Here is a 26,426-nt window from a genome sequence, read left to right as displayed (position 1 = left end):
TCGTGCCCCATCAGCGCGCCCCCGTCTCCGCGCGTCCCGTCTCCAGGCGCACCGTCGCCGCCACCGTGCCGTCGGCCTTGCGCACCTCGACGCCGTCGGCCGTCGGCACCACCGTCAGCTCGTCGCCGGGGAAGACCGGCGCGGACAGCCGGGCCTTCGCCGAGCGCAGGGCCTGGGGGCCGAGCTGCTCGACCACCGCGTCGAGCGCCAGCGTCACGGTGAGCGGCCCGTGCGCGATCACCGAGGGCAGGCCGGAGGCGCGGGCGAACTCGTCGTCGACGTGGACCGGGTTGAAGTCGCCCACCGCGCCGGCGTAACGGGCGATCTGCACGCGGGTCACGGGACCGCGCGTGCGCTCGCCGAGCGCCACGCTCTCGCCGAGCGCCACGCTCTCGCCGGGGGCCACGCTCTCGTTCAGGGTCACTTGCTGCTCCCGCGCTCGATGAAGGTGACGGTCTGGCGCTGCACGAGGTCGCCGGCGGCGTCGGTGAACTCGGCGGCGAGCAGGCCGAACTGGTTGGCGCCCTTGCTGAAGACGTCCTGGACGGTGACCCGCACGTGCACCCGTTCGCCGGGGGTGAAGGGGCGGCGCCAGTCGTAGTCGATGCCGGCGAGCAGGGCGCGGGACAGGTCGAGGCCGAGGCCGTCGACCGCGGTCGACTCGCCGCCGACCGACGCCCCGAAGTAGGGCACGAGGGTCGCCGTCGCCGTCCCCGCGGGGCTGCCGACGGCCCGAGCCAGTGCGGCGAGCACGTCGGGGGAGACCGTGAGGTCGTCCTCCACCAGGGTTCTGCCCTTGGCGCTTTCGTCCATCTCGACCTCCGTCGGAACTGTCCGCGGCCCGGGGGCGCGGCGAGGGTACGTGGCTGGTCCGCGGGCCGCGGCGGTCAGGGAGAGCCGCCCGCCGGGTGGGGCGGTTTCGCGGGGGGTTGGGCCGTGGCGCGGGTCACGTCGGACTGAGCCGACCGTCCCCCATCGCGGGGCTCGCAGTCAAGAGTTTATTTGACCGACGCGATGGTTGACTAAAATACCGTGGTGATCCTACGGTCGGGTCGGCACCGCACCCGGAAGCGGTTCCGGCACAGGAGGGATCGGCGATGAACGCGCGATCGGCGAGCGAAGGACCGGCGGTGAGCCTGGGACCGGCGGTGAAGGAGGGGCCGGCGATGACCACCGAGCGGGAGTCGGTTCGGCGGCCGTCGGGCGGTGCCGTGCTGGCGGACGCCCCCGCCGGGCGCAGCCCGTTCGACCTGACCGGCCACGTCAGTGTGGTGACCGGCGGCAACGGCGGGATCGGGCTGGGCATCGCGGGCGGGCTGGCCGCCGCCGGCGCCCACGTCTGCGTCTGGGGGACCAACGCGGCCAAGAACGCCGCCGCCGTCGAGCACCTGGCCGCGGCGGGCGGGCTCGCCACCGGCTATCTCTGCGACGTCGGCGACGAGGACCAGGTGGCCGCGACGATGACCGAGGTCGCCGCGTCCTTCGGCCGGCTCGACTCCTGCTTCGTCAACGCCGGCGTCCCGTCCCGTTTCCACCCGCTGCTGGAGACCTCGCTCGCCGAGTTCCGCGAGGTGACCCGGGTCGACCTCGACGGGGCGTTCGTGACCCTGCGCGAGGCGGCCCGCGCGATGGTGCGCTTCGGCAACGGGGGGAGCCTCGTCGCCACGTCCAGCCTCGCGGTTTTGCAGGGGCAGGCCCGCGCCTACTCCTACGGCGCCAGCAAGGCCGGCCTCACCGCGATGATCCGGGCAGCCGCGGTGGAGCTGGCACGCCACGACATCCGGGCGAACGCCATCCTGCCCGGCTGGACGGACTCGCCCATGACCCACCAGGGCCTGCACGACGAACGGTTCACCGAGCGGGTGATGCCGCGCATGCCCGTGCGTCGCTGGGGCCGCCCGGAGGACTTCGCCGGCATCGCCGTCTATCTCGCCTCGCCCGCGTCCGTCTTCCACACCGGCGACAGCATCCTGGTCGACGGCGGCTACGCCGCCTTCTGACCCCGACCCAAGAACCGACCCCGACCCGCGAAGGAGATCGAGGCAATGGACATCTCAAGCAGCATCGCTCTGGTGACCGGCGGCGCGTCCGGACTCGGCCTCGCCACGGCGCGGCGCCTGCTGGCGGCCGGGGCGCGGGTCGTGCTGCTCGACCTGCCCAGCTCGGCCGGGGACGCCGTGGCGAAGGAACTCGGCGACGACGCCCGGTTCGTCGCGGCGGACGTCACCAGCCCCGAGGAGGTCGGCGCCGCCCTCGACGCCGCCGTCGCCCTCGGCCCGCTGCGGGTCGTGGTCAACTGCGCCGGCACCGGCAACGCGATCCGGGTCCTGGGGCGGGGCGGGGTGTTCCCGCTGGAGGCCTTCGCGAAGGTGGTCCACGTCAACCTCGTGGGGACGTTCAACGTGATCCGGCTCGCCGCCGAGCGGATCGCGACGGTCGAACCGGTCGACGGCGACCGCGGCGTGATCGTCAACACCGCCTCCGTGGCCGCGTTCGAGGGGCAGATCGGGCAGGCCGCCTACTCGGCGTCCAAGGGCGGCGTCGCCGCCATGACGCTGCCCATCGCCCGGGACCTCGCCGACAAGGCGATCCGGGTGGTCACCATCGCGCCGGGCCTGTTCGAGACGCCGATGCTCGGCGGGCTGTCCGAGCAGGCCCGGGAGTCGCTGGGGCGGCAGGTCCCGCATCCGAGCCGGCTGGGCAACCCGGACGAGTACGCGGCCCTGGTCGAGCACATCGTCGCGAACCCGATGCTCAACGGCGAGGTGATCCGCCTCGACGGCGCGATCCGCATGGCGCCCCGCTGACCAGGCCAGGCGGCTAGGATTCGCCTTGACGGGCAGGTGAGCGGGCGTTCGGTCAGCTCGCCCCGGTCCGTCTTCCATGGGGAATGCGGACGCCGGCCGGGAGGGTGCGGCGGTCCGGCGGGTAGAGCGCCCGGCCGTCGTCGTCGTCGACGAGGTGAAGCCGCGTGCGCTCGCCCTGGACCAGAGGAGAGTGATCATGCGCGCTTCGGTCTCCCGTGCCGGCAGGCCGCACGTCGGTCGGCCGCTCGCCACGACGGGTGCCCGCTGATGGCGGCCGCGGTGGACGGCCGGCCCGTGGACGGCCGGCCCGTCATCGAGCAGCGCGGTCTCTACTACGACGAGCTGGCCGAGGGGGTCGTGTACCGGCACCGGCCGGGCCGCACGGTGGGCGAGGCGGACAACACCCTGTTTACGACGCTGACGATGAACATGCAGGCGCTGCACCTCGACGAGGCATGGAGCGCGACGCAGCCGTTCGGGCAGCGGCTGGTCAACAGCCTGTTCACGTTGTCGACCCTGGTGGGGCTGTCGGTGGCACAGCTGACGCAGGGCACGACGGTGGCGAACCTCGGCTTCGGCGCGGTGCGCTTCCCCGCGCCGGTGTTCGTGGGCGACACCCTCTACGCGGAGACGGTCGTGCGCAGCCGGCGGCTGTCGAGCAGCCGGCCGGACACGGGCGTCGTCGAGTTCGAGCACACGGCGCGCAACCAGGACGGCGTCGTGGTCGCCACGGCGACCCGCTCGGCGCTGATGCTCCTGCGTCCCGCGGAGTCACCGAGCTCGGCCGAGGCCGCGAGCTCGGTGGGTTCGGCGAGCTCGGTCGGGTCGGGTGCGGGCGAGCGGGACGGGGTGCGTTCGGATGTCGGCTGAACTCACGGGCACGGCTGAACTCACGGGCACGGCTGAACTCACGGGCACAGCCGAGCTCGCGGACACGGCTGGGCTCGCGGGCACGGCTGGGCTCGCGGGCACGACGCTGCTGTTCTGTCCCGCGGACCGCCCGGACCGCTTCGCCCGGGCGGCGGCCGCCGCGGACCTCGTCATCCTCGACCTGGAGGACGGCGTGGCGCCCCCGGCGCGGCCCGCGGCCCGGGAGGCGCTGGTGGCCGCCCTGCCCGGTCTCGACCTGAACCGCACCGTCGTGCGGGTCAGTCCGGCCGGCACGGCGGACTTCACGGCGGACCTCGCGGCGCTCGACGGGACGGGTGTGCGTCTGGTCATGCTGGCGAAGGCCGAGTCGGCGGCGCAGGTCGAGCAACTCGCCGGCTATGCGGTCATCGCGCTGTGCGAGACGGCCCGCGGGGTGCTCGCGGCGCCGGAGCTGGCCGCGGCGGCGAACGTCGTCGGCCTGATGTGGGGCGCGGAGGACCTCGTCGCCGGGCTGGGCGGCCGGTCGAGCCGCTTCGACGACGGGCGCTACCGCGACGTCGCCCGCCACGCCCGCGCGGCCGTCCTGCTCGCCGCCGGTGCGCAGGGGCGCCAGGCGATCGACGCCGTCTATCTGGACATCGCCGATCTGGACGGGCTGGCCGCCGAGGCGCGCGACGCCGCGGCCAGCGGCTTCGGTCTCAAGGCCTGCATCCACCCGAAGCAGGTCCCGGTGGTCCGGGCGGCCTTCGCGCCGTCGGCGGACGAGGTGGCCTGGGCGCGGCGCGTGCTGGCGGCGGCGGGCGAGGCGGGCGTAGGCGTGTTCGCCTTCGAGGGCCGGATGGTCGACGCGCCGATCCTGCGCCATGCCGAGCATCTGCTGCACGCCGTGGAGAGCGTCGCGGGGCGGTAGCCGGGCGGCCCCGATACTGGCCTGCCGCCTGCCGCCTGCCGCCTGCCGCCTGCCGCCTGCCGCCTGCCGCCTGCCGCCTGCCGCCGAGAGCCGGGCACTTTCCGACGTTCCCTGACTACAGAATCGTGCCGAGGGCTAGGCGCGGTTTTTGGGCCAAAAACCGTGCCTAAACCTCGGCACGATCTGGCCGCCATCCGGCCGGGAAACCGGAGGCGGTCGTGGGATTCTCGTGCTGTTCCCGGACCGTGGTTCCTGTGCGGTCCTGGGTCCTGGGCGCGGATCGCTGGAGGTCGGTGGCCCTGCAGCCGGCGCGGTGGCCGATCAACCTCCACCAACTGTCCCGCCGGCAGCATCTGGCTGTGGGGGAGGGGCCGGGGCGGTGATCAGGCGCTGCCCGCGCCCCTGCCCGAGCCGAGGAAGTTCGCGGCCAGCGCGCCCCAGCGGGCGAGCTGCGCGCCGGTCTCGGCGACCTGGAGCTGGGCGCCGTCGATGAGGGCGGCGAGCCGCTCGGCGGTGGAGAGGGGATGCCCCGGGTCGCTGGCCCAGGGCAGGATCAGGACGGGAATGTCGATGGTGGCCAGGGCCTGCTCGGCGGGAAGGTCGGAGTCGGCGGCGCCGCGCAGGACCGACGGGAAGAGCTTCTCGCTGACGTCGGGTGCCGGTGGGTAGCCGGGCAGGTCGGCGAAGACCGGCGGTACCGGCGCGGCGGCGGCGAGCTCGGCGAACAGTGCCGGGCCGCGCGTCTCCACGAGGTCGGCGCCCCGCCGGTACAGGTCGGCCTGGGCTGGCCGTGTCGCCCAGGCGGTCGGCGGTGCGGTCAGCACCAGCCGGTCGAAGCGGCCCGGCGCGGCCACGGCGGCGTGCAGCAGCGTGGCGGTGCCCATCGACGAGCCGATCCCGGCCACCGGCGCGGGCCCGGCGAGCTGGTCGAGCAGCGCGAGCAGGTCCTCGGCGAGCTGCGAGTAGGTGTACTGCGCCGGGACCGGGTCGCCGGTGGACCGCCCGTGGCCCCGGGCGTCGTAGCGCACCAGGCGTCGGCCCGCGGCGACGACGGGTGCCCAGTCGAACAGGCCCGACGCGGCCTCCGACGCGCGGCTCTGGGTGAGGCCGTGGGCGTAGACGGTGAGGGGGCCCGCGCCGGCGTCGGTGTAGGCGAGCTCGGCGCCCCGGACGTGCGCGTGGCTCTCCGCCGGGTGGGAGGGGGCGCCCGGCCCCGCGGTGCTGGTTCCACTCATGTCGCCATCCTGCCGCGCACCGGGGCGAGATGCGCGTCCGAACGGCAGCGGACCGTCACCGGCCGGTCAGGGGCGGGCGCCTCCGGTGACGGCGAGCTGGCCGACGATGTGCTCGGCGATCGCCAGCGACGACGTGGCGGCCGGGGACGGGGCGTTGCGTACCACCGTGACCCGCCCGCTGGTGCGGATCACGAAGTCGTCGACGAGCTCGCCCGAGCGGCGCACGGCCTGCGCCCGCACCCCCGCCGGTGCCCGGGTGAGGTCGCCGGCCCGCACCTGCGGCAGGTAGCGGCGCACCGCGGCGGCGAAGCGGCGCCGGGACAGTGAGCCGGCCATCTCCGCCAGGCCGTTGCGCCAGTGCTCGCGGGCCAGCCGGCGCATCCCCGGCCAGGTCAGCACCCGGGCGAGGTCACGCGGGTTGACGTCGCGCCAGCGGTAGCCCTCCAGGGCGAGTGCTAGCACGGCGTTCGGGCCGACGTGGACGCCGCCGGTCAGGTCGCGGGTCAGGTGGACGCCGAGGAACGGGTAACGCGGGTCGGGCACCGGGTAGACCAGCCCGCGCACCCGGTCGCGCAGCCCCGCCCGCAGGTGGTAGTACTCGCCGCGGAACGGGATGATCCGCACGTCGCCCGGGTCGTCGACCATCGCCGCCAGCGAATCGCTCGACAGCCCGCCGCAGGCGACGAGCCGGTCGACGCGCAGGGTGCGCCCGCCGGCGGTGACGGCGACCCGGTCGCCCTCGTCCCGGATGGCGGTGACCGGGCTGGACAGCAGCACCCGGCCGCCCCGCGCGGTGAGGTCCGCCGCCAGCGCCTCGCACACCGCCCGGTAGTCGATGACGGCGGTGTGCGGGGAGTGCAGCGCAGCGATCCCGGTGATGTGCGGCTCGATCTCGGCCATCCCGGCGCGGTCGAGTCGCACCAGGTCGGGCACCCGGTTGCGCCGGGCGCGGTCCTCGATGACCGCGAGCTGTTCGAGCTCGGCGTCGTTCGTGGCGACGACGAGCTTGCCGAGCTCCTGGAAGTCGATGCCGTGCTGCTGGCTGAACTCCCGCAGCAGCGCGCCGCCGCGGATGCACAGCGTCGCCTTGAGGGATCCGGGCTGGTAGTACAGCCCGGCGTGGATGACGCCGCTGTTGTGCCCGGTCTGGTGGGCCGCGAGCCGCGGCTCCTTCTCGACGACGACGACCTCGGCGCCGGGGTGGCGCAGCGCGAGCTCGCGGGCCACGGCCAGCCCGATGATGCCGCCGCCCACGACCCCGTACGTCGCCCGCCCGCCCGTCCCCGCCGCGCTGACGTCCGCCGTCGTGACATCCCCCCTCGGGCCGTCCCCCCTCGGCCCGTCCCCAGGCGGCCCGTCCGTCGCTGTCACGTCCGTCGCTGTCACGTCCGCGGCCGTGCTCGGCGCCGTGGCGCCGCGATTCTCCGACGCGCTCATCCGGCGAGCCACCCTCCGTCGACGTTGATCAGTTGTCCGGTGATGTACGCCGACGCCTCCGTGAGCAGGAACACGACGGCGCCGGCGAGGTCCGCGGGTTCGCCGAGGCGGCCCATGGGGATGCGTCCGGCGACCCAGGCGGCGCGCGCGGCGTCGGCGAACAGGTCCTCGGTCAGCGCGGTGCGGATGTAGCCGGGGGCCACGCAGTTGACCCGGGCGCCGCTCGCCGCCCACTCCACCGCGAGCGCGCGCACGACGCCGAGGACGCCGGCCTTGCTGGCGGCGTACGCGGCGACGTCCCGCAGCCCGATCGAGCTCGCCAACGACCCGATGAACACGTGGCTGCCGGACTCGCCCCGGGCCGCCTGCGCCCGGTGCACTGCGGTGCTCAGGAAGAACGGCGCGCTCAGGTTGACCGTGAGGATGCGCTGCCAGGCGTCGGCGGGGAAGTCCACGGCCGGCGCCCGGTGCTGGATCCCGGCGGCGTGGACGACGCCGTGCAGCGGCCCGGCCAGCCGTTCGGCGTCGGCGACGAGGTCGGCGGCGGTGTCGGGCGCGGCCAGGTCCCAGGGCAGCACGCGGAGGCGGCCCGGGTCGGCCAGCGCGGCCGTCTCGGCGAGTTCGCCCGGCGTGCGGGCCACCGCGACGACCGTGGCACCGGCCCCCGCCACGCCGAGCGCCATGGCCCGCCCCAGGCCCCGCCCGGCGCCGGTGACCAGCACCGTTCGCCCCGCGAGCGCCCCTGAGGCCGTCGCCGCCCCCGGACCGCCCGGCGGGCCCGGATCGTTCGGGACGGCGGCCATCAGCGGAACCGGATGGCCGTGGTCTTGGCCCGGCGGTAGAAGTGCAGCGCCTCGAGGCCCTGCTCCTTGAACGGCGAGCCGGACTCGCGGAAGCCGCCGAAGGGATGGTGCACGTCCCAGCCGGAGGTGGGCAGGTTCACCGCGACCTGGCCGGCGTCGGCCCGGTCGAGGAACTGGTGGGCCGTGCTCAGGTCCCGGGTGAACAACGCCGCCGACAGCCCGTAGACGGAGTCGTTGACGGCGTCGACCGCCTCGTCGAAGCCGTCGACCGTGAGCACCGCGAGGACGGGGCCGAAGACCTCGTCGCGCCAGATCGACATCGCGGGGGTCACGTCACCGAGGATCGTGGGTTCGACGAAGCAGCCGTTGCGCAGCCCGGTGTCCGCCGGGGTGCCGCCGCCGGCGAGCACCGTCGCGCCCTCGGCGCGGGCCCGGCGGACGTGGTCGAGCACGGAGTCGCGCTGCGCGGTGTTCACCACCGGGCCCATGGTCGTGTCCGCCACGATGCCCGGGCCCAGCCGCAGTGCGGCGACGCGGCGGCCCAGCGCCGCGAGCAGCTCGTCGCGGACCGCGGCGTCGACGACGAGCCGGCTCGTCGCGGTGCAGCGCTGGCCGGCCTGGGCGAAGGCGGCGGCGGCGATCGTGTCGGCGGCGAGGTCGAGGTCGGCGTCGGCCAGCACCGCGGTGGCGTTCTTCCCGCCCATCTCGGTCTGGACCCGCAGGTTGCGCCCGGCGACGGTGCGCATGATGTCCAGCCCGACCTCGTTGCTGCCGGTGAAGGTGACCGCGGCGAGGCGGCGGTCGGCGAGCAGGGGTCCGGAGATGTCGCGGCCGCGGCCGGTCACCACGGACAGCGCGTTCGCGGGCAGCCCCGCGTCGAGCAGCGCGTGGGCGAGGTGCAGGCTCACCAGCGGGGTGTCGGTGGCGGGTTTGAGCACCACCGCGTTGCCGGCGCTGAGCGCCGGGGCCAGCTTGCGGGCCGGGGTCAGCAGCGGGTCGTTCCACGGCGTGATGGCGAGCACGATGCCGACGGGTTCGTAGCGCACGGCGGTGCTGGTGTTCGGCCGGCCGTCGGGCACCTCGTAGCCGTGGGGCGAACGGGCCATGCCGCCGTAGTATTCGAAGAAGTCGGCGGCCTTGGCCACCTCGCCGCTCGCCTCGGCGAGGGTCTTGCCCATCTCCAGGACGAGGTCGCGGGCGATGTCGGCGGCCCGTTCGCGCAGCAGGCCGGCGGCGCGCAGCAGCACCGCCCCGCGGTCGAGGGGCCCGGCGGCGCGCCAGGCGCGGGCGCCGGCCTCGGCCGCGTCGTACGTCCGCGCGATGTCGGCGCCGTCCAGGGCGGGCACGCGGGCGACGACGTGGCGCAGGTCCGCCGGGTCGAGCACGGGGATCCAGGTGTCGTTCGCGCCGGTGTCCCAGGCTCCGGCGACGAGGACAGGGAGATCATTCGTCGTGCTCACGCGGCCACTCCATCCGATGTGGGGTCGGGATCCGGGTTCGGGTCGGGATCCGGGTTCGGGTCGGGATCCGGGTTCGGGTTCGGGTTCGGGTCGGGCGTCGGGGTCGGGCGTCGGGGTCGGGTCGGAATCGGGTTTCGGGGCGGGGGTGAGGTCGAGCTCCCACGCCTCGGCGACGCTGCCGCGGTGCATCGTGGCGAGCAGGCGGTGCACCGGCTCCGGCGCCATCGGGATCGGGTTCGTGGGACGCGGGAAGTCGCGGACGGTCTCCACGGCCATCTGCGCCAGCAGGTCGGCTCGAATGCCGACGGCGCCGAGCGAGCGGGGCAGCCCGAGCCGGCGGGCGAGGTCGTCGACCCGCTCCGCCGCCGCCCGCAGCTGCGTGCTCTCACCGGCGGTGAGGGTTCCCGCGATGTGCGCGGCCAGGGCGTCGGGCACGTCGCGGTCGTAGGCCAGGCAGTAGGGCAGGGCCAACGCGCAGCTTGTCCCGTGCGGCATCGGGGCGTGCCGGGCGATGACGTAGGCCAGGCTGTGCCCGAGCACGACGCCCGCGTTGAGCGCGAGCCCGGACAGGTGCGAGGCATAGAGCACCCGTCCCCGGGCGGCCCGGTCGCCGTCGAGCGCGGCGGTTTCGAGGCTGGCGGTGAGGATCCGGACCGCCTCGGTGGCCACCGCCAGGGTCAGCGCGGTGCGGGTGGTCGACAGCATCGACTCCACGCCGTGGGCGACCGCGTCCATGCCGGTCGAGGCCACCACGGCCGCGGGGAGGTCGGCCACCAGGTCGCCGTCGAGGACGGCGACGAGCGGGACGAACTGGGCGCAGCTCAGGATGCTCTTCGCGCCGCCGATCGTGATCATCGAGATGCGGGTCGCCTCCGAGCCGGTGCCGGTCGTCGTCGGCACGAGCAGCAGTGGCGCCACCGGCACCGGCGGCTCGACGACCCCGACCCAGTCGGCGATCCCGCCCGTGTTCGTCGCGAGCAGGGCGACGGCCTTGGCGAGGTCGAGCGCGCTGCCGCCGCCGACGCCGGCGACGGCCGTCACCGCGTGGGCGCGGGCGATGTCGGCGGCGCGGGCGACGACGGTGTCGGTCGGCTCGCCGGCCACGTCGTCGAACACCGTCACCTCGAAGCCGGCGTCCGTCAGACCGCCGACCACGGTGCCCAGCAGCCCGGCCTCGGACACCACCCGGTCGGCGACGACGAGCACCCGCCCCGGGGCAACACCCCAGGAGCGCAGGGCCGCCCCCGCCGTGGCGGCGGCCCCCGCGCCGGTCAGCACCTGCCGGGGGGCGAGGAAGGCCGGCGCGCCGGTGCCGGCGAGATCTAGCAGCACGTTGTCCTCCGATGGTGTCCAGGTGGCCGGCACCGGGCCGGGACGTCGCAGGGCCCCGGATGGCTCAGGGCCCCGGATGGCTCAGGGGCCGGGATGGCGCTCAGGGGCCGGGATGGTGCGGGGGCCGGGATGGTGCGGGGCCGGGGATGGCTCACGGGTCGGCGTGGTGCGGGTCGGCGTGGTGCGGGTCGGCGTGGTGCGGGTCGGCGTGGAGCGGGCCGGCGTGGAGCGGGCCGGCGTGGAGCGGGCCGGCGTGGAGCGGGCCGGGATGGTGCGGGGTCGGGGCTCACGGGTCGCGGTGCCCGGGGTCGGGCGGCGGCAGGGCGGCCATGACCTCGGCGCCGAAGCGGCGCACGCTCTCCATGGCCGCGGCGAACCCGCCGTCCGGCAGCACGACGCCGGCCCAGGTCACCCCGGCGTCGCGCAGCCGGGCCAGCTCGTCGAGGCGCTGCGCCGGCGACTGCCCGTTCGCGAGCACGCCGGCCGGGGTGGGGGCGAGAACGTCGATCTCGTCCAGCGTGCGGCCGCGGGCGTGCAGGCGACGTTCGAGCTCGCGGATGCGGTCGGCGAGTTCGGCGGTCGAGGTGATCGACGCCGTGCGCGCGCTGCGGGCGAGCTGCGGGGAGCCGACGAGCGCGGCCCAGCCCTGGCCGAAGCGGGCCACCCGGTCGAGCGCGAGCCCGCTGTTGCCGCCGAGCCACAGCGGGGGATGCGGGCGCTGTACCGGCCGGGGCAGCATGGCCTGCCCGGTCGCGTGGAAGTGCCGGCCGCTGTGCACGACGACGTCCTGCGTCCAGGCCTTGCGCATCACCTCCACCGCCTCGTCGAACAGCTCGTTGCGCTCGTCGGCGTCCACGCCGAGGGCGGCGAACTCGGAGCGCAGGTAGCCCGTGCCCAGCGCGAAGATGGCTCGTCCACCCGAGAGCACGTCGACGGTGGCCATCGAGCGGGCCTGCAACAGGGGATTGCGGTACGGGACGACCGCCAGGTGCGTCATCAGCCGGATTCGCCGGGTGACGGCGGCGCAGAAGGTCAGCGCCGCGAACGGGTCGAACGTCTCGTGCCCGCCCGCCGCCAGCCACTTCGCGCTGGGCGCCGGATGGTCGGTGAACGCCAGCGCGCCGAAGCCGACCTCCTCCAGCGTCCGCGCGAAGGTCGCCACGTTGTCCGGGTCCAGCCAGCCCTCGCCCGGGTCGCTGCGGACGTTGTACTCGGCCATGAAGCGCATCACGGTCGACTCCCGGGCGCGAAGTCGGCGGTCTCGCCCGTGTCGGCCCCGCCCGTGTCGGCCCCGCCCGTATCGGTCCCGCCCATGTCGAAGTCGTACTGGAGCGGGATGATCCGCTCGTAGGGCAGCAGCGCGAGCGTCTCGTAGGCGCCGCCGTGGGCGGGGAAACGGCCGGTGAGGCGCTGGCGGTCGCGGACCGCGGTGAGCCCGGCGAGCACCTCGGTCGCCGGCTGCGCGCAGAGCAGGACGTGTAGCACCAGGTCCTGCTCGCCGGTCGACACCGGTTCGAGCTGCAGGGTTCCCAGCAGGCCGGGCAGCTCGTACAGGTCGGCGCGCTGGGTGCGCTCCCACCAGTCCAGCGCCGCCGGGCGCCCGCCGGGACCGGCCCGGCCGATGCTGACGACGACCCCCTGGTGTGCCAGGTGCGGGACCGCGTCGGCCGAGACGTCGAGCGACGGGCGGGTGTGCGCCGCCGTCAGCCGCCACCAGCTCGTGAAGACCGGCCGGCCGTGCACCCAGAAGCGCCCCGCCCGGGTGATCGCCCGATCGGTGTCGCGCCAGCCGGCGAACGCCTGCTCGGACATGAAGTCGAGCGGGCCGCCGAACAGGTACATGGTCGCGTAGGGCGGGTGACCCTGGGTGAGCTCGCCCGCCAGCGCCCCGGGTGTGGCCCGGGTGGCCGGGGTCGCCACGTACCGCCGGCCGGCGACGACGTCGGCCTTGGCCACGTGCTCGGGCAGGTGATCGAGGTCGTACCAGCGGTTGTACTCCTGGGTGTACCGCGCCGGGATGTCCAGCAGCGCGAGTGCGAGACCCGTGATCTTCACATCGTCCCTCTGACCCGGCGTCCGCCGGCTCGCTCAAAAACCTTAGATCAGCTTACGGAGCTCATTCATCTAACTTTATTGCTGCGACGCTGTCCACCGATGCCACGTCGGCGACACGGCCGGACAGAGGGAGCCTCGGATGCCGACCCGCGCCCACCGCCCGGCCTCCGGCCTGCTCGGCCCGTCCGGCCTGCTCGGCCCGCTCGCCCGCTCGGCTCGGTCCCGCTGCCCGGCTTGGCCCCCCTGCTCGGCGCCGCTCGGCTCGGCTTGGCCTCGCTGCTCGGACCGGAGTGGCCCTGGTCGGCCGCCTTCCTCCGAATCTGGCGCGGTGGGCGGCCGGGCCTCGATGGCGGAGAATTGATGACGGAGAGTCGACTCAAGCGTGTAATTCTGTGATTCTTCTAACCGTTTGATCGCTCCGGCCTCAGGGGGCGGTGGGGCCGCAGGCCCTAGAATGGGATGGGGGATCGCGCGCTGTTCGGCGCGGCTCGGCAGGCCGTGCAGCGTGGCGCGGGAGCCGTGGGCGGTTCCGGTGCCCGGGCTGGGCCCGGGTGGCCTGCCCGTCGGCGCCGGGGATCCCGAGGGTGGCACTGCGGACCGGTCCGAACGGGTGCCGCCGCGGTCGGTGCTGCCGTCAAAGATGTAGAATCCACAATTCCGCTAGACAATTTTGGCCCAGGTCGGCTCCCGGACGCCGCGGCTGCGCCCCGCTGCGGGCAGGCGCCGGTGGAGCCGCAGAGACGAGGGATGACGGCTGTGACGACCGCCGGTATTCGGGTACCCAAGGCGGCTGAGCTCGTGGCTGCGACGATTCGCCGGCAGATCATCACCGGCGAGCTCCTCGAGGACCACCTCCTGCCCTCGGAGTCGGCCCTCATGGAACAGTTCCATGTCAGTCGCCCGACGCTGCGCGAGGCGTTCCGCATCCTGGAGTCGGAGTCGCTGATCACCGTGCGGCGCGGCGTGCACGGCGGGGCCCGGGTGCAGATCCCCAACGGCGACGTCGCCGCCCGCTACGTCGGCTACGTGCTGGAGTACCGCGGGACCACGATGGCGGACGTCTACCGGGCCCGGGCCGAGGTGGAGGCCCCGCTGGCGCGGCTGGTCGCGGCCTCGGCGACGCCGGAGAACATCGCCCGGCTCGAGGAGTGCCTGGCCAGGGCCGAGGCGCACCTGGACGAGCCGTCGGCCTTCATCGTGCACGACGAGGAGTTCCACCGGCTGATGGCGGAGCTCGCCGACAACCAGACCCTCGCCGTGATGCTCGACATGATGTACCACATCGTCGGCACCGCGCGGCGGCGCTACGCGCTGAACGTCGACCAGGGGCAGACCCGCAAGGAGACCGTGGAGGTGCACCGCAGCCACGTGCGCCTGGTCGACCTGATCAAGAGGGGCCGGCCGGACCTCGTCCACCGACTGTGGCAGCGGCACCTCGACGAGGCCACCCGCCACTACCTGGAAGGCCCGCTGGCCACCACCGTCGTGGAGATGATGAGCTGAGCCGCGCCCCCCTCGGCGGTGGGCCCGGTCCGCGGCGGGCGGACCGGGCCGATGCCGAGGGTCAGGCAGTACCCGGGGCCGGGGAGCCGGGGTCGGGTTCCACGGCGCCGAGGTAGGCGGCCTCGAGCTGCTGCGGGTCCCGGGCGAGCGCGGCCGCGTCCCCGCTGAGCGTGACGTCGCCGTGGACCAGCACGATCGCCCGGTCGGCGACCTCCAGGGCCAGGTGCACGTGCTGCTCGACGAGCACGACGACGGCGCCGGTGTCGTCGGCGATGCGCCGCACCACCGGCAGCAGCTCCTCGACGATCACCGGGGCCAGGCCCATGCTCATCTCGTCGACGAGCAGGATCCGCGGGTTCTGCACCAGGGCGCGGGCCACGGCGAGCATCTGCTGCTCCCCGCCGGACAGGGCACCGGCGTTGACCGACAGGCGCCGCTTCAGGGCCGGGAACAGGTCCAGCGCCTCGCCGAGGGTCGGCCCGCCCCGGCGGCGGGCGATCGTGAGGTTCTCCCGGACCGACAGCCCGGCGAACAGGGCCCGGTCGTCGGAGACCAGCACCATCCCCGCCCGGCTGGTCGCGGCCGGTCGGGCGTTCGGCAGCGGCTGCCCGTCGACGAACACCTCCCCGCCCAGGCGCGGCAGCAGGCCGGCGAGGGTCGTCATCAGCGTCGTCTTGCCGGCCCCGTTGGGACCGAGGATCGCGAGCACCGAGCCCCGGTCGAGGTCGAGGTCGAGGCCGCGGACCACCGGCACCCGGCCGTGGCCGCACACCAGGCCGCGGGTGCGCAGCACCGCGGTCCCGCCGGCCGCGTCCGGGCCGGTCCTGGCCGGATCGGGGCCGAGCGGGCCGAGGGAGTCGAGGGTCGTCGTCATGCCGGCACGTCCTCCGCGTGGGTGCTGCCCAGGTAGGCCGCCGCGACGCGGCGGTCGGAGCGGATCTCGGCGGGTGGTCCCGACGCGATGACCGACCCGAAGTTGATCACCTCGATACGGTCGCACAGGCCGAGGACCAGGCTCATGTCGTGGTCGATGAGCAGGATGGTGACGCCGCTGTCGCGGATGTCGCGCAGCCGTTCGCCGAGCCACTGGCTCTCGGTCGTGTCCAGGCCGCCGGCGGGCTCGTCGAGCAGGAGGACCCGCGGGTTGCCGGCCAGGGCCCGCGCGATGGAGATGAGCTGGCGCTGGCCCTGGGACAGCTCGCCGGCGGGCCGGTCGCGCACCCCCGCAAGCCCCAGCAGCGCCAGGGTGGCCTCGACGTCGCGGTGCGCGCCGTCGCCGCGCCCGCGCAGCGCGGTGGTGCCGACGCTGACGTTCTCCGCGACGGAGAGGTCCTCGTACAGCTCGATCGCCTGGAAGGTGCGCCCGAGGCCGGCGCGGACGCGCTCGTGCGGGGCCAGGCGCTCGACGGGCGTGCCGGCGAGCTCCACCGAGCCGGAGCAGGAGACGAAGCCGCTGATGGCGTCCATCAGCGTGGTCTTGCCGGCGCCGTTCGGGCCGATCAGCCCGACGATCGCCCCCTCGGGCGCGGCGAACGAGACGTCGTCGACGGCGACCACGCCGCCGTATCGGACGGTCAGCCCGCGCACGGTCAGCACGTCGGGCCCGAGTACCGGGGCCGGGCGCACCTGGGCGGGTACCGGGGCGGCATGCGAGCCCAGCGCCGGCTCGTCGAGACCGCGCCGCCGGCGGCGGTCGGCGTAGGAGTGCAGCGGCCCGACGATGCCCTCCGGATTGAGGACCACGGTGAGGACGACGCCGACGCCGCTGAGCACGTCGTACCACAGGCCGGTGGAGAGGATCTTGTCGATGATCAGGTAGGACAGCCCCTCGACGGCGAGGAAGCCCGCCAGCACGCCGCCGGACACCGACGTGATGCCCGCGATGTACACGGTGGTGAACAGGGCCAGCCCGGAGAACGCGCTGACCGGGTCGAAGGTGATGTTGCCCTGCTGGTAGCCCACCAGGCAGCCGCCGACGCCCGCGATGAACGAGGCGATCGCGAACGCGACGATCTTGATGCGGGTGACGTTGACGCCGGCCGCGGCCGCCGAGCGCTCGTTGGCCCGCACGGCGAGCATCTGCGAGCCCAGCCGGCTGGTGCGCAGCCGGGCCACGGCGACCGCGGTCAGCGCGAGCACGACCAGGCACAGCAGGCCGAAGCGCACCCGGGGATACGACGGTCCCGAGCCGATGCCCAGGTCCCAGCCGAACAGCGACGGGCTGGGGACGTCGACGCCGCTGCTGGGCACGATGTCGCTGTTGCGGAACCAGATCGCCTCCAGCGCGTAGGCGAGCGCGAACGTCACCACCGCGACCGTCAGCCCGCGCACCCGAAGCGCCGGCAGGCCGATGACCACGCCGAGCACCATCGCGAACAGGGCCGCGACGAGCGGCGCCACCGGGAACGGCAGGTGCCAGTCCTCGGTCAGCGGGCCGACGAGGAAGCCGGCGGCGCCGGCGAGCGGGAGCTGGGTGAGCGAGACCTGGCCGGCGTAGCCGGTGACCACGACCATCGACAGCGCGATCACCCCGAACACCAGGCTGGTGATGAGCGCGGTCAGCCACTGCCCCTGGAGCACGACCAGCCCGATGACCGCGAGGGCCCCGAAGACCAGCAGGTTCAGCCGGATGTGGGCCGGTCGGGGGGCGCGGCCCAGCGAGCTCAGGATGACCGCCCCGCGTTCGGGCAGTGCACGGGCGCGGACGACCAGCACGATCAGGATCAGCACGAGGGGGATCAGCTCGGGCAGCCCTGAGGAGGGCAGCCAGTGATGCAGGCTCTCCAGGTGCTGCGTCTCGGACTGCAGCATGCCGATGGCCAGCCCGCCGACGACCGCCGGGACCAGGTACTGGAACCGACCGAGGATGGCCGCGGCGAGCGCCGGCACGATGAACAGCGTGTAGGCGACGGGCACCAGCGGCACGATCGGGGAGATGAGGATGCCGGCGAGTCCGGCGACCAGGGCGCCGATGATCCAGTTCAGGGCGGCGATGCGGTCGGGCGAGAGGCCGCTGAGGTAGGCGCCCTTCTCGGTCTCGGCCGCGGCGCGTGTCGCCAGGCCGAACCGGGTGAACCGGTACAGCGCGCCCAGCGCCAGCGCCACGGCCAGGATGGTCAGCGCGAAGTAGACGCGGTCGGACGCAACCCGGAACGACCCGTGCGTCCAGAGCCTGGACGGGTAGATCGGCTCGACGGACAGCGGGGTCGTGCCGAGGCGGGCGGCGGTGAGACCGGTGAAGACCACCGACACGCCGATCGACGCGACGGCCCGTGCGACCGGCGGGGCGGTCCGCAGCGGCCGGAACACGACCAGGTACAGCAGGAGCCCGAGCACGCCGGTGATCGCCAGGGAGAGGGCCATCGCCGGGGCCAGCCCGAGCTGCGAACCCAGGTCGACGGTCTTCGGCAGCCCGGGAATGAGGATCATGAACTTGCCCTGGCGCAGCAGGGCGTAGGTGTAGGCCGCGTAGAGGGCGAGCCCGCTGGTCGCGAAGTTGACGACCCCCGAGCTGCGGTAGGTCACCACCAGCGCGAGGGCGAGGGCGGCGAACACCGAGCCGTTCCCGATGCCCAGGCACAGGAAGACCAGATGCTGAACCATGTCCGTCCTTTCGACGCGCACCCCGGGTCGGCCGAGGCGCACCGGCTCCGGGCAGTGGGCTGCGGAGTCGGCGCGGGCAGGCGGGGGCGATCGGGAGACCGCAGGAGCCGGGACTGGTCGACGCCGCCCGCGGATAGCTATGACTGAGTTAGAGGAATTTACCGCATCTTGTGGGATGAGTCACGAAGATCCTCTGTGGGGTCGACCGAGGTCCACACGTCTGACCAGCAGGTACGCTGGCGCGGCCATCCGTCCGCCCGAAGAGGAATCAATTCATCTGACTGAAGCGTAGGATCATGTCATCTCATGATCGAGACGGTGGTCGGGATGGCGATCCTGTGGGCGGAGGCGAGGCCCGCTCCGGGAGTGGCGACTGTCCGTGCTCGCGGTGCTCCGTGCTCGCGGTGCTCCCGGCGGGCGAGGGTTGGTGCGCAGGGCGAGTGCTCGGCCCGCGGGGTCGGGTGGGTGCGCGCTTGTCTTCGGCTTGTGAACTAATTAGGCTAATTATCCAACGGAAATCGGGGCCACCGGGGCCGTGGCGCGGCCGGCGGAGCGGCGCGGCCGCGGGCTCCCGCCCCGGCGCGGGCGACGAGCCGCGGCGAAGCGGCCTGGCCACGGCGACGGACGCCGGGGCGCGTCGCGAGCCGGGGAAGAGGAGACATGACAGGCATCATGGAAGGCATCCAGGTCGTCGAGCTGGCGGCGTGGACCTTCGTACCCGCCGCCGGCGCCGTGCTCGCGGACTGGGGTGCCGACGTGATCAAGATCGAGCATCCCGAGACGGGCGACCCGCAGCGCGGCCTGATCGCCTCCGGGATGCTCGCCGGCCTCGACGGGGTCAACCATCTCATCGAGCAGTGCAACCGCGGCAAGCGCAGCATCGGGCTCAACGTCGCGACCCCGGAGGGGCTCGAGCTGCTCTACAAGCTGGTCGAGGGCGCCGACGTCTTCCTCACCAACCTGCTGCCGGACTCCTGCGAGCGCCTCGGCGTCGGCGTCGAGAAGATCAGGGAGGCCAATCCCGACATCATCTACGCCCGCGGCCACGGGCAGGGCGCGCACGGCCCCGACGCCAACCTGGGCGGCTACGACGTCGCCTCCTACTGGGCCCGCGGCGGGATCGCCTACGCGCTGGCGTCGCCGGACTCCTACCCGCCGTTCATGCGTCCCGCGTTCGGCGACTACACCTCCGGGTTCAACCTGGCCGCCGGGGTGGTCGGCGCGCTGTTCCACCGCGAGCGCACCGGCACCGCCAGCACCGTCGACGTCTCCCTGCTCGCCTCGGCCATGTGGGGCATGTCCCTCGACGTCGTCGGCTCCAAGATCCTCGGCCAGCCGACGATGCAGCGCTTCGACATCACCGAGATGCCGAACCCGCTGACGAACGTCTACCGGACCGGTGACGACCGCTTCCTGTGGTTCTCCCTGTTGCAGGCCGACCGGCACTGGCCGGAGTTCTGCACGGCGCTGGAGCGCCCGGACCTGCTCGCCGATCCCCGCTACGTCGACGCGAAGTCCCGCTTCGACAACCGCCGGGAGTGCATCGCGACGATCCGGGAGGCGTTCGCGGCCCACCCGCTGGCCCACTGGGAGGAACGGTTCAGCAAGATCGAGGGCGTCTGGTCGGTGGTGAAGTCTCCGCTGGAGCTGCACGACGACCCGCAGGTGCAGGCCAACGGCTACGTCACCGAGGTCACCAACGCCGCCGGGATCAGCTACGCGCTGGCCTCGACCCCGGTGCAGTACGACGACCGGGTGCCGGCGCTGAGCCCCGCGCCGGAACACGGCGAGCACACCGAGGAGATCCTGCTCGAACTCGGCCTCGACTGGGAACAGATCATCGCCCTGAAGGAGAAGTCGGCCATCCTCTGACCGCGCCGGCAGCCCGGAGACTCGCCGGCAGTCCGGCGACCCCCGGCAGTCCGGCGACCCCCCCGGCGACCCCCGGCAGTCCGGCGACCCCCGGCAGTCCGGAGATCCGGAGTTAGGAGAACAGCGTGCCCACGCAGATCGGTGACCGGCTCCGGTTCGGGCCGACGACCCTGCCCCCCGTGACCGAGGTCGAACGGCAGTCGACGGTGGTGGTCTCCTTCGTCACCACGCCGGCGGCGGCCGCCCACCTCCTGCCGCCCTGTTTCGAGCCGGCCGAACGCCCGGTGCTCAGCGTCACCTACCAGCAGCTCGACAACGTCGACTACATGCGGGGGCGGGGCTACAACCTCGTCAACGTGGCGGTGACGGCGGTGCTGGAGACCGCCGGCGGGCCGCTGACCCGGTCGTGCCCGGTGGTCATCTGGGAGAACAACACGATGCCGATCATCGCGGGGCGGGAGCTGCACGGCAACCCGAAGATCTACGGCGACGTCTCCGGCCTCACCCGCGACGCCGACACGGCCGCGTGGGACTGCCGCGAGTACGGCACGCTGCTGCTGCGCGGCGAGATCGGCGAGCTGCGCCCGCTGCCGGCCGACCGGCTGGCCCGGGTCAACCGGGCGTCGGTGGACTCGGAGATCTTCGGCTGGAAGTCGATCCCCGGCCGCGACGCCCCGGACGCCGACTACCCGACGCTCATCCACGGCTCGACGTCGTTCGAGCAGGGCTGGAGCGGGGTGGGGCGGGTCGAGTTCGCCACGCCCACGGACGACCAGGCCCCCTACTCCGCGGTGGTGCTGCGGGCGCTGGCCGCGGTCCCACAGGTGGAACCGCGCCCGGCCTTCGTCGGCGTCGGCTCCGCGAAGCTGTTCCGCAACCGGACCGAGCGGCTGGCCTGACCGAGCGGCTGCCTGACCAGAGCGGCTGGCCAGAGCGGCCGGCTGGCCTGACCGGGCCGGCTGGCCGCCCCGTCGCACCGCGGCCCCCGTCTCCCACTCCGGGTCTTCCAGGAGGGGAGAAGGGGGCCGTTGGCGTGCGGGCCGTCAGGAACGCGGGAAGCGGTACAGCGTGCGCGCGTTGTCCTCGACGATCTTCGCGACCTCGTCGTCGGGGATGTCCTTCATGAGGTCGGCGGCGATCTTACGGCTGTTGGGCCAGGTCGAGTCGGAGTGCGGGTAGTCGATCTCGAGCATGATCCGGTCGATGCCGATCTCGTGCCGGTTGCGCAGGCCGCTCTTGTCCTCGATGAAGCAGCCCCAGAAGTGCTTGCGGAACAGGTCGGACGGCCGGGTGTCGAAGTCGATGTCCTTCTGGTACCAGCGGTGCTTCTCCCAGGTCTGGTCGGTGCGCTCCAGAATGTAGGGCAGCCAGCCGATGCCGCCCTCGGACAGCGCGAACTGCAGCTTGGGGTGGCGCTGCAGGACGCCGGAGAACAGCAGGTCGATGGTGGTCCACATCAGGTTGGTGGCGAACGAGGCGATCGCCACCGCGAACGGCGCGTCCGGCGCGGCCATCCCGCCGGGGACGGGCTTGGCCGCCGCGAAGGAGAACCCGGGCACGAAGGACCCGGAGCCGAAGTGCAGCGAGACCGACACGTCGGTCGCCTCGCAGACGTCCCACAGCGGTTCCCAGTGGTTGCTGTGGAAGGAGGGCAGGCCCAGCGGGACGGGGCTGTCCGGGAAGGACACCGTGCGCGCGCCCTTGGCCGCCGTCCGCTCGACCTCGGCGACGCAGGCCGCGACGTCCCACACCGGCAGCAGGGCCAGCGGGATGTAGCGGTCGGGCGCGGCGGCGCACCACTCGTCGACCATGAAGTCGTTCCAGGCCTGGATGCAGGCGAGCGCCAACTCCTTGTCCTGCGCCCGGTGGAACACCCCGCCGGCGAAGCCGGGGAACGACGGGAAGCACAGGGCGGCGTGGACGCCGTCGACGTCCATGTCCTTCAGCCGCGCCACCGGGTCGTAGCAGCCGGGGATCATCTCCTCGAAGCGCATCGGGTCCACGCCCCAGTCCCGCGGCTCGCGCCCGGCGACGGCGTTGAGGCCGATCGTGGGGAACACGACGCCGTCGTAGACCCAGACGTGCTTGCCGCCCTGCTCCTCGATCCGCGGTGTGCGACCGTCGAACTTCGAGGGGAGTCTGTCCAGCCAGACCCTGGGGTGTTCCACGAGGTGGTCGTCGACGGACACGATCTGGTGACTGTCCCGCAGCGGCATGGCTTCTCCTCCTATACGGCTGTAACCGACGTTACATCAGTCCGTGGACTCGGTGTCAGATTTCCGGCGCCGGGCCGCTGACCTGCGGGTTTGGTGCGGACGCCCCGCGGCCGCCGTGCTCCAGCGCCGCCCCGTGACCGGGTCGTCGCCCCGCGATCAAGTACCGGCTTGTAGCCGGATCGTCGCGGCGTGCGCCGGCGGGGGACGAGACCGGCGACCGGCGGGTCGGCGCCGCCCATCCCCATCTTGCTGATTTACCTCAGTCGTATCCTTAAGCTATATTCCGCTGGCGCGCCGGACCTGTGTGCTGCCCGGTGCGCGGGGCCATCCGCGCAGCACGCACAGGTGGGGAGGACGTTCGGATGCGACCGCGCACTCGATGGCGACAGCGGGGCGTTCTTGCGCTCGGGATGTCGGCGGCACTGATGGTCAGCGCAGCGGCCTGCGGCTCCAGCGGCGGGTCCGGCGGCGGGTCCAGCTCGGGCTCGACCGACTCGGCCGCCGCGCAGTCGTTGGGGCCGGCGAAGCCCGCCACCGGCGACGAGTTAAAGATCGGCTTCATCACCGACGGCTCGGGCACGACGCTGGACAACTCGACCGAGGTGGCGGCGGCGCAGGCCGCGACCTCCTACGTGAACGAATATCAGGGCGGGGTCGCCGGCCACCGCCTGTCGCTCACGGTCTGCGACACCAAGCAGACGCCCGCGGGCGCCACCGACTGCGCCAACCAGATGACGGCCGCCAAGGTCCCGGTCGTGCTGATGAACAACTCCGGCAACGTCACCCCGGTGTTCAAGGTGCTCAGCGCGGCCAAGGTCCCGCTGGTGCTCGACATCAACGGTGACGAGTCCACCCTCGGCGCCAAGTCCGGCGCCTACATCCTGGTCAGCCCGTTGACCGCGGCGCTGGCCGGACCCGCGCAGGTCGCCAAGGACGCCGGGGCGAAGAAGGCCGCGATCTTCGTGCTCGACGTGCCGGGCGCGACCGGGCCGGTGAACTCGTTGGACAAGATCTTCTACGCCAAGGCGAACGTCGGCCTGACGATCCAACCGATCCCGCCGGGCACCGCGGACGCGACCCCACAGGTGCAGACCGTGCTCGGGGGCAACCCGGAGCAGGTGAACCTCGTCGGCGACCCGACGTTCTGCACCGGCGTGCTCAAGGCGCTCAAGACGCTGGGCTACTCGGGCAGCATCGTCCTGCAGTCGCAGTGCGTCAGCCCGGGGGCGGCCGCCGGCATCCCCGGGGGCTACGACGGGATGAAGGTCGTCAGCGGTCAGACGACGAATGTCGCCGACCCGGAGTACAAGCTGTACCTGGCGGCGATGAAGAAGTACCAGCCCGACACCGACCCGACCGCCAAGAGTCTCACCGCCGGCGGCTGGGTGGTCACGCTCGGCTTCAGCCGGGCGATGGCCGGGCTGACCGCGCCGGTCACCCCCGCCGGGGTCGAGAAGGCGTTCGCGACGATGCCGAAGACCAAACTGCCCCTCGGCGGCACCGCGACGTTCCAGTGCGACGGCAAGCAGGTCTCCATCACCCCCGCGGTCTGCTCCACCGGCGGGCTCGTGCAGACCCTCGACGGCAAGGGCAAGCCGACGTCGGAGCAGCCGCTCGACGTCTCCAGCGTCCTGCCGTAGCCGGCCGGGCGACCTGCGCCGAGCGATGACGCCGAGGCCGGTCGGGGTGTGACGATGAGCCCCGACCGGCGGTCGGGCGAGCGAGGGACTGCGAGGGAACGAGGGACATGGATTTCGAGTTCACCGAGGACGATCGCGCGTTCGGCCGCCGGTTCGCCGAGCTCCTCGACGAGAAGCTGCCCGCGGACTGGCAGGGCTTCTTCGCCGAGGACCGCGAGGCCCTGGCCTTCACCCGCGAGTTCTGCCGCGACCTCGGCCGCGCCGGCCTGCTCACGGTGAGCTGGCCGCAGGAGTACGGCGGCCAGGGGGCCGGGGTCTGGAAGCAGACGCTGCTGCGCGAGCTGATGACCGCCAGCGGCGAGCCGCGCGGACCGCAGTACATGAACCTCAACTACATCGGCCCGCTCATCATGAAGTTCGGCACCGACGAGCAGAGGGACCGGTTCCTGCCGCCGATGGCCCGCGGGGAGGTCATCTGGACCCAGGGGTTCTCCGAGCCGGACGCGGGCTCCGACCTCGCCGCGCTGCGCACCCGCGCCGTCGACCACGGCGACCACTTCGTCGTCACCGGGCAGAAGATCTGGTCCAGCTACGCCGACTCGCCGGCGGACTGGAACCTGCTGCTCGTGCGGACGAATCCGGACGCCGGCCGGCGCCGGGGGATGTCGGTCCTGCTCGTCGACATGACCTCGCCGGGAATCACGGTGCGCCCGATCGAGAGCATGGGCGGCTGGCACGAGATCAACGAGGTCTTCTACGACGAGGTGCGGGTGCCGCGCGACTGCCTGCTCGGCCCGCTCGACGAGGGCTGGGGGGTGATCGGCTCGGGGCTGACGCTCGAACGCATCGGCATCCCCCGCTACGCCCGCGCCCAGCGCGTCGTCGAGCGGCTGTGCGACCACGTCCGCGCGACCGGCCGCGGCGACGAACCGGACGTCCGCCAGAAGCTCGCGGACCTGCGGGTGCGCTGCGAGGCGGCGAAGCTGCTCGCCTACCGGGCGATCTCGCTGGTCGCCGCCGGGGCCAACCCGAGCGCCGAGGCCTCGACCGCCCGCATCCACGCCACGCTGCTCGAGCAGGCCGTCGGGCACGTGGGCCTGGAGATCCTCGGCGCGAGCGGTCGGCTCGGTTCCCCCGCCGAGGACCACGCCCCGCTGCACGGGCTGGTCAAACAGCAGTGGGTGCACAACATCCCGGCGACGATCGGCGCCGGAACCCTGGAGATCCAGAAGAACATCGTCGCCCAGACCGCCCTGGGTCTGCCGCGGTCGCGCTAGTCGCAGAAGGAGGTGCGGGGATGGATCTGACGTTGACCGCGGAGCAGCGCCTGCTCGCGGACACGGTGCGCGACCTGGTCGAGCGCGAGTGCCCGCCGGAGGTCGTCCGCGAGATCGAGAAGTCGGAGCGGGGCTACGGCGACGGGCACTGGAAGACGCTGGCCGGCCTCGGCCTGACCGGCCTGCTGCTGGGCGAGGAGTTCGGCGGCGCCGGACAGGGCGTGCTGGACCTGGTGGTGGCCGCCGAGGAACTCGGGCGGGGCGCGATGCCCACCCCGCTGCTGGCCTCGGCGGTGTTCGCCGCAACCGTCATCGACCTGGCCGGCAGCGCGGCCCAGCGAGCCCGCTGGCTGCCGGCGATCGGCGCCGGCACGGCCATCGCCACCGTGGCCGTGCTGGAGCCGGGTGCCCGCGACGAGTGGGGCGCACCGGACGCCGCCCTGACCCCGCACGGCGCCGGTCACCGGCTGACCGGCACGAAGATCCTCGTCCCCTACGCGCACGTCGCGGACGTTCTCGTCATCGTCGTGCAGGTAGCCGATGTGCAGGTAGCCGGCGTGCAGGTCGCCGGCGCGGAGGTCGGCGGCTCCGCCCCGGGCGCCGAAGCATCCATCCCCGGCGCGGATGCGGGGGGTGGCGCGGGCGGCCCGGGTGCCGCGGCCAGCCCGAGCGGCGGACGCGGCCTCGTGCTCGTCGACCCCGGCGCGCCCGGGGTGACCCTGCGCCGCCAGCACGACGGCGGCGGCGAGCCGGTGTTCGAGGTCGTCCTGCGCGACGTCGAGGTGGCCGCCGCGGACCTGCTCGGCACGCCGGCGGTGGCCGGGGCCGCCCTGGGCACGGGGCTGGACCGGATGACCGTGGCGAGCACGGCCTACGCGATCGGTGGGGCGCAGCGCGCCCTGGACCTCAGCGTCGAACATGCGCGCAGCCGCCGCCAGTTCGGCCAGCCGATCGGTGCCTTCCAGTCGGTGGCGCACCGCTGCGTCGACATGCTCACCGACGTGGAGGCCGTCCGCTACCTGTGCTACCAGGCCGCCTGGAAGCTCGACGCCGTCCGGAAGGCCGACGCCGCCGGGGAGCTCGACGCCGCCGGAGAGCCCGACACACCGGGCGCGGCCGACTTCGAGGTCGCGGCGGCGAAGTCGTTCGCCAACGAGGCGATCCGCCGGGTGTTCACCCACGCCCACCAGGTGCACGGCGCCATCGGCTTCTCCATGGAACACGACCTGCAACTGCACTCCCGGCGGGGCAAGACCTTCGAGCTGAGCTACGGCGGGTCGACGTGGCACCGCGAACGCGTCGCCCGCGCCCTGCGACTGTGATCACCGCATCTGTGATCGTCCCCGGCCGTCCCCGGTCGCGGGCCCGACGGGCAGAACCATCGAGAGAGGGGCCACCGTGTCGTC

General features: G+C 73.6%; 21 protein-coding genes. 10 read left to right on the top strand and 11 right to left on the bottom strand.

Annotated elements, in window-relative coordinates; all coding sequences use genetic code 11:
* Positions 1 to 10: 10 nt before the first annotated feature.
* Entirely contained in the window at positions 11 to 424 is a 414-nt protein-coding gene (locus AC5R91_RS05580; protein ID WP_495396038.1) for a MaoC family dehydratase, read from the bottom strand.
* A complete protein-coding gene (locus AC5R91_RS05575; RefSeq protein WP_495396037.1) occupies positions 421 to 813 on the bottom strand; it encodes an FAS1-like dehydratase domain-containing protein in 393 nt (130 codons plus the stop codon). Before AC5R91_RS05575 ends, AC5R91_RS05580 begins: the two co-directional genes overlap by 4 nt.
* A gap of 317 nt (positions 814 to 1,130) precedes the next feature.
* Between AC5R91_RS05575 and AC5R91_RS05570 the strand changes: the two genes are divergently transcribed.
* The 4 genes from AC5R91_RS05570 (at position 1,131) to AC5R91_RS05555 (ending at position 4,587) form a co-directional block, all read left to right on the top strand.
* A complete protein-coding gene (locus AC5R91_RS05570) occupies positions 1,131 to 2,000 on the top strand; it encodes an SDR family NAD(P)-dependent oxidoreductase (protein WP_495396036.1) in 870 nt (289 codons plus the stop codon).
* Positions 2,001 to 2,045: 45 nt separating this feature from the next.
* Positions 2,046 to 2,807: a 3-hydroxyacyl-CoA dehydrogenase gene (locus AC5R91_RS05565; protein WP_495396035.1), complete on the top strand. Its 762-nt coding sequence runs from the start codon at positions 2,046 to 2,048 to the stop codon at positions 2,805 to 2,807.
* 267 nt (positions 2,808 to 3,074) lie between these two features.
* A complete protein-coding gene (locus tag AC5R91_RS05560; protein WP_495396034.1) occupies positions 3,075 to 3,677 on the top strand; it encodes a MaoC family dehydratase in 603 nt (200 codons plus the stop codon).
* Positions 3,667 to 4,587, top strand: a complete 921-nt coding sequence (locus tag AC5R91_RS05555; RefSeq protein WP_495396033.1) for an HpcH/HpaI aldolase/citrate lyase family protein — start codon at positions 3,667 to 3,669, stop codon at positions 4,585 to 4,587. Before AC5R91_RS05560 ends, AC5R91_RS05555 begins: the two co-directional genes overlap by 11 nt.
* A gap of 383 nt (positions 4,588 to 4,970) precedes the next feature.
* Here the strand turns inward: AC5R91_RS05555 and AC5R91_RS05550 are convergent, their stop codons facing one another.
* From AC5R91_RS05550 to AC5R91_RS05525, 6 genes are all read right to left on the bottom strand, one after another.
* A complete protein-coding gene (locus tag AC5R91_RS05550) occupies positions 4,971 to 5,822 on the bottom strand; it encodes an alpha/beta fold hydrolase (protein WP_495396032.1) in 852 nt (283 codons plus the stop codon).
* 66 nt (positions 5,823 to 5,888) lie between these two features.
* Positions 5,889 to 7,259: an L-2-hydroxyglutarate oxidase gene (lhgO, locus tag AC5R91_RS05545; RefSeq protein WP_495396031.1), complete on the bottom strand. Its 1,371-nt coding sequence runs from the start codon at positions 7,257 to 7,259 to the stop codon at positions 5,889 to 5,891.
* Entirely contained in the window at positions 7,256 to 8,062 is an 807-nt protein-coding gene (locus tag AC5R91_RS05540; RefSeq protein WP_495396030.1) for an SDR family NAD(P)-dependent oxidoreductase, read from the bottom strand. The genes lhgO and AC5R91_RS05540 overlap by 4 nt, the downstream gene beginning before the upstream one ends.
* Positions 8,062 to 10,854, bottom strand: a complete 2,793-nt coding sequence (locus tag AC5R91_RS05535; protein WP_495396029.1) for an aldehyde dehydrogenase family protein — start codon at positions 10,852 to 10,854, stop codon at positions 8,062 to 8,064. Before AC5R91_RS05535 ends, AC5R91_RS05540 begins: the two co-directional genes overlap by 1 nt.
* Before the next feature lie 286 nt (positions 10,855 to 11,140).
* On the bottom strand, positions 11,141 to 12,082 hold the full coding sequence (locus AC5R91_RS05530; RefSeq protein ID WP_495397901.1) for an LLM class F420-dependent oxidoreductase: 942 nt from the start codon (positions 12,080 to 12,082) through the stop codon (positions 11,141 to 11,143).
* Positions 12,082 to 12,909, bottom strand: a complete 828-nt coding sequence (locus AC5R91_RS05525) for a hypothetical protein (RefSeq protein ID WP_495396028.1) — start codon at positions 12,907 to 12,909, stop codon at positions 12,082 to 12,084. Before AC5R91_RS05525 ends, AC5R91_RS05530 begins: the two co-directional genes overlap by 1 nt.
* Before the next feature lie 747 nt (positions 12,910 to 13,656).
* Here AC5R91_RS05525 and AC5R91_RS05520 point away from each other — a divergent pair.
* Complete coding sequence (locus AC5R91_RS05520; RefSeq protein WP_044884941.1) at positions 13,657 to 14,412, top strand: FadR/GntR family transcriptional regulator; 756 nt, start codon at positions 13,657 to 13,659, stop codon at positions 14,410 to 14,412.
* A gap of 61 nt (positions 14,413 to 14,473) precedes the next feature.
* On the opposite strand, the gene AC5R91_RS05515 is transcribed toward AC5R91_RS05520, so the two are convergent.
* Both AC5R91_RS05515 and AC5R91_RS05510 read right to left on the bottom strand, forming a co-directional pair.
* Entirely contained in the window at positions 14,474 to 15,286 is an 813-nt protein-coding gene (locus AC5R91_RS05515) for an ABC transporter ATP-binding protein (protein WP_495396027.1), read from the bottom strand.
* Positions 15,283 to 18,015 (bottom strand): ABC transporter permease subunit, encoded by a 2,733-nt coding sequence (locus AC5R91_RS05510; protein ID WP_495396026.1) that lies wholly within the window; start codon positions 18,013 to 18,015, stop codon positions 15,283 to 15,285. The genes AC5R91_RS05515 and AC5R91_RS05510 overlap by 4 nt, the downstream gene beginning before the upstream one ends.
* A gap of 660 nt (positions 18,016 to 18,675) precedes the next feature.
* On the opposite strand from AC5R91_RS05510, the gene AC5R91_RS05505 reads away from it, so the two are divergent.
* Positions 18,676 to 19,887 carry a CaiB/BaiF CoA transferase family protein gene (locus AC5R91_RS05505; RefSeq protein WP_495396025.1) on the top strand — a complete coding sequence of 404 codons (1,212 nt, stop codon included), beginning with the start codon at positions 18,676 to 18,678 and terminating at the stop codon, positions 19,885 to 19,887.
* A 125-nt stretch (positions 19,888 to 20,012) separates the two neighbouring features.
* A complete protein-coding gene (locus tag AC5R91_RS05500; protein WP_495396024.1) occupies positions 20,013 to 20,786 on the top strand; it encodes an acetoacetate decarboxylase family protein in 774 nt (257 codons plus the stop codon).
* Between the two features lie 144 nt (positions 20,787 to 20,930).
* On the opposite strand, the gene AC5R91_RS05495 is transcribed toward AC5R91_RS05500, so the two are convergent.
* Entirely contained in the window at positions 20,931 to 22,103 is a 1,173-nt protein-coding gene (locus AC5R91_RS05495; protein WP_261554377.1) for an amidohydrolase family protein, read from the bottom strand.
* Positions 22,104 to 22,528: 425 nt separating this feature from the next.
* Here AC5R91_RS05495 and AC5R91_RS05490 point away from each other — a divergent pair, with 425 nt between their 5' ends.
* From AC5R91_RS05490 to AC5R91_RS05480, 3 genes are all read left to right on the top strand, one after another.
* Complete coding sequence (locus tag AC5R91_RS05490; protein ID WP_495396023.1) at positions 22,529 to 23,743, top strand: ABC transporter substrate-binding protein; 1,215 nt, start codon at positions 22,529 to 22,531, stop codon at positions 23,741 to 23,743.
* Positions 23,744 to 23,850: 107 nt separating this feature from the next.
* Positions 23,851 to 25,020, top strand: a complete 1,170-nt coding sequence (locus tag AC5R91_RS05485; protein WP_495396022.1) for an acyl-CoA dehydrogenase family protein — start codon at positions 23,851 to 23,853, stop codon at positions 25,018 to 25,020.
* A gap of 20 nt (positions 25,021 to 25,040) precedes the next feature.
* Entirely contained in the window at positions 25,041 to 26,342 is a 1,302-nt protein-coding gene (locus AC5R91_RS05480) for an acyl-CoA dehydrogenase family protein (RefSeq protein WP_495396021.1), read from the top strand.
* The last annotated feature ends 84 nt before the right edge of the window (positions 26,343 to 26,426 follow it).

It is taken from the genome of Frankia sp. BMG5.60, assembly GCF_059428125.1.
This window is presented reverse-complemented; position numbering and strand designations above follow the sequence as displayed.

Coding starts and splice junctions, on each gene's coding strand:
- AC5R91_RS05575 (WP_495396037.1), bottom strand. CDS start 813: ATGGACGAAAGCGCCAAGGGCAGAACCCTGGTGGAGGACGACCTCACG.
- AC5R91_RS05565 (WP_495396035.1), top strand. CDS start 2,046: ATGGACATCTCAAGCAGCATCGCTCTGGTGACCGGCGGCGCGTCCGGA.
- AC5R91_RS05560 (WP_495396034.1), top strand. CDS start 3,075: ATGGCGGCCGCGGTGGACGGCCGGCCCGTGGACGGCCGGCCCGTCATC.
- AC5R91_RS05555 (WP_495396033.1), top strand. CDS start 3,667: ATGTCGGCTGAACTCACGGGCACGGCTGAACTCACGGGCACGGCTGAA.
- AC5R91_RS05550 (WP_495396032.1), bottom strand. CDS start 5,822: ATGAGTGGAACCAGCACCGCGGGGCCGGGCGCCCCCTCCCACCCGGCG.
- lhgO (WP_495396031.1), bottom strand. CDS start 7,259: ATGAGCGCGTCGGAGAATCGCGGCGCCACGGCGCCGAGCACGGCCGCG.
- AC5R91_RS05540 (WP_495396030.1), bottom strand. CDS start 8,062: ATGGCCGCCGTCCCGAACGATCCGGGCCCGCCGGGCGGTCCGGGGGCG.
- AC5R91_RS05530 (WP_495397901.1), bottom strand. CDS start 12,082: ATGCGCTTCATGGCCGAGTACAACGTCCGCAGCGACCCGGGCGAGGGC.
- AC5R91_RS05520 (WP_044884941.1), top strand. CDS start 13,657: ATGACGGCTGTGACGACCGCCGGTATTCGGGTACCCAAGGCGGCTGAG.
- AC5R91_RS05515 (WP_495396027.1), bottom strand. CDS start 15,286: ATGACGACGACCCTCGACTCCCTCGGCCCGCTCGGCCCCGATCCGGCC.
- AC5R91_RS05510 (WP_495396026.1), bottom strand. CDS start 18,015: ATGGTTCAGCATCTGGTCTTCCTGTGCCTGGGCATCGGGAACGGCTCG.
- AC5R91_RS05505 (WP_495396025.1), top strand. CDS start 18,676: ATGACAGGCATCATGGAAGGCATCCAGGTCGTCGAGCTGGCGGCGTGG.
- AC5R91_RS05495 (WP_261554377.1), bottom strand. CDS start 22,103: ATGCCGCTGCGGGACAGTCACCAGATCGTGTCCGTCGACGACCACCTC.
- AC5R91_RS05490 (WP_495396023.1), top strand. CDS start 22,529: ATGGTCAGCGCAGCGGCCTGCGGCTCCAGCGGCGGGTCCGGCGGCGGG.
- AC5R91_RS05485 (WP_495396022.1), top strand. CDS start 23,851: ATGGATTTCGAGTTCACCGAGGACGATCGCGCGTTCGGCCGCCGGTTC.
- AC5R91_RS05480 (WP_495396021.1), top strand. CDS start 25,041: ATGGATCTGACGTTGACCGCGGAGCAGCGCCTGCTCGCGGACACGGTG.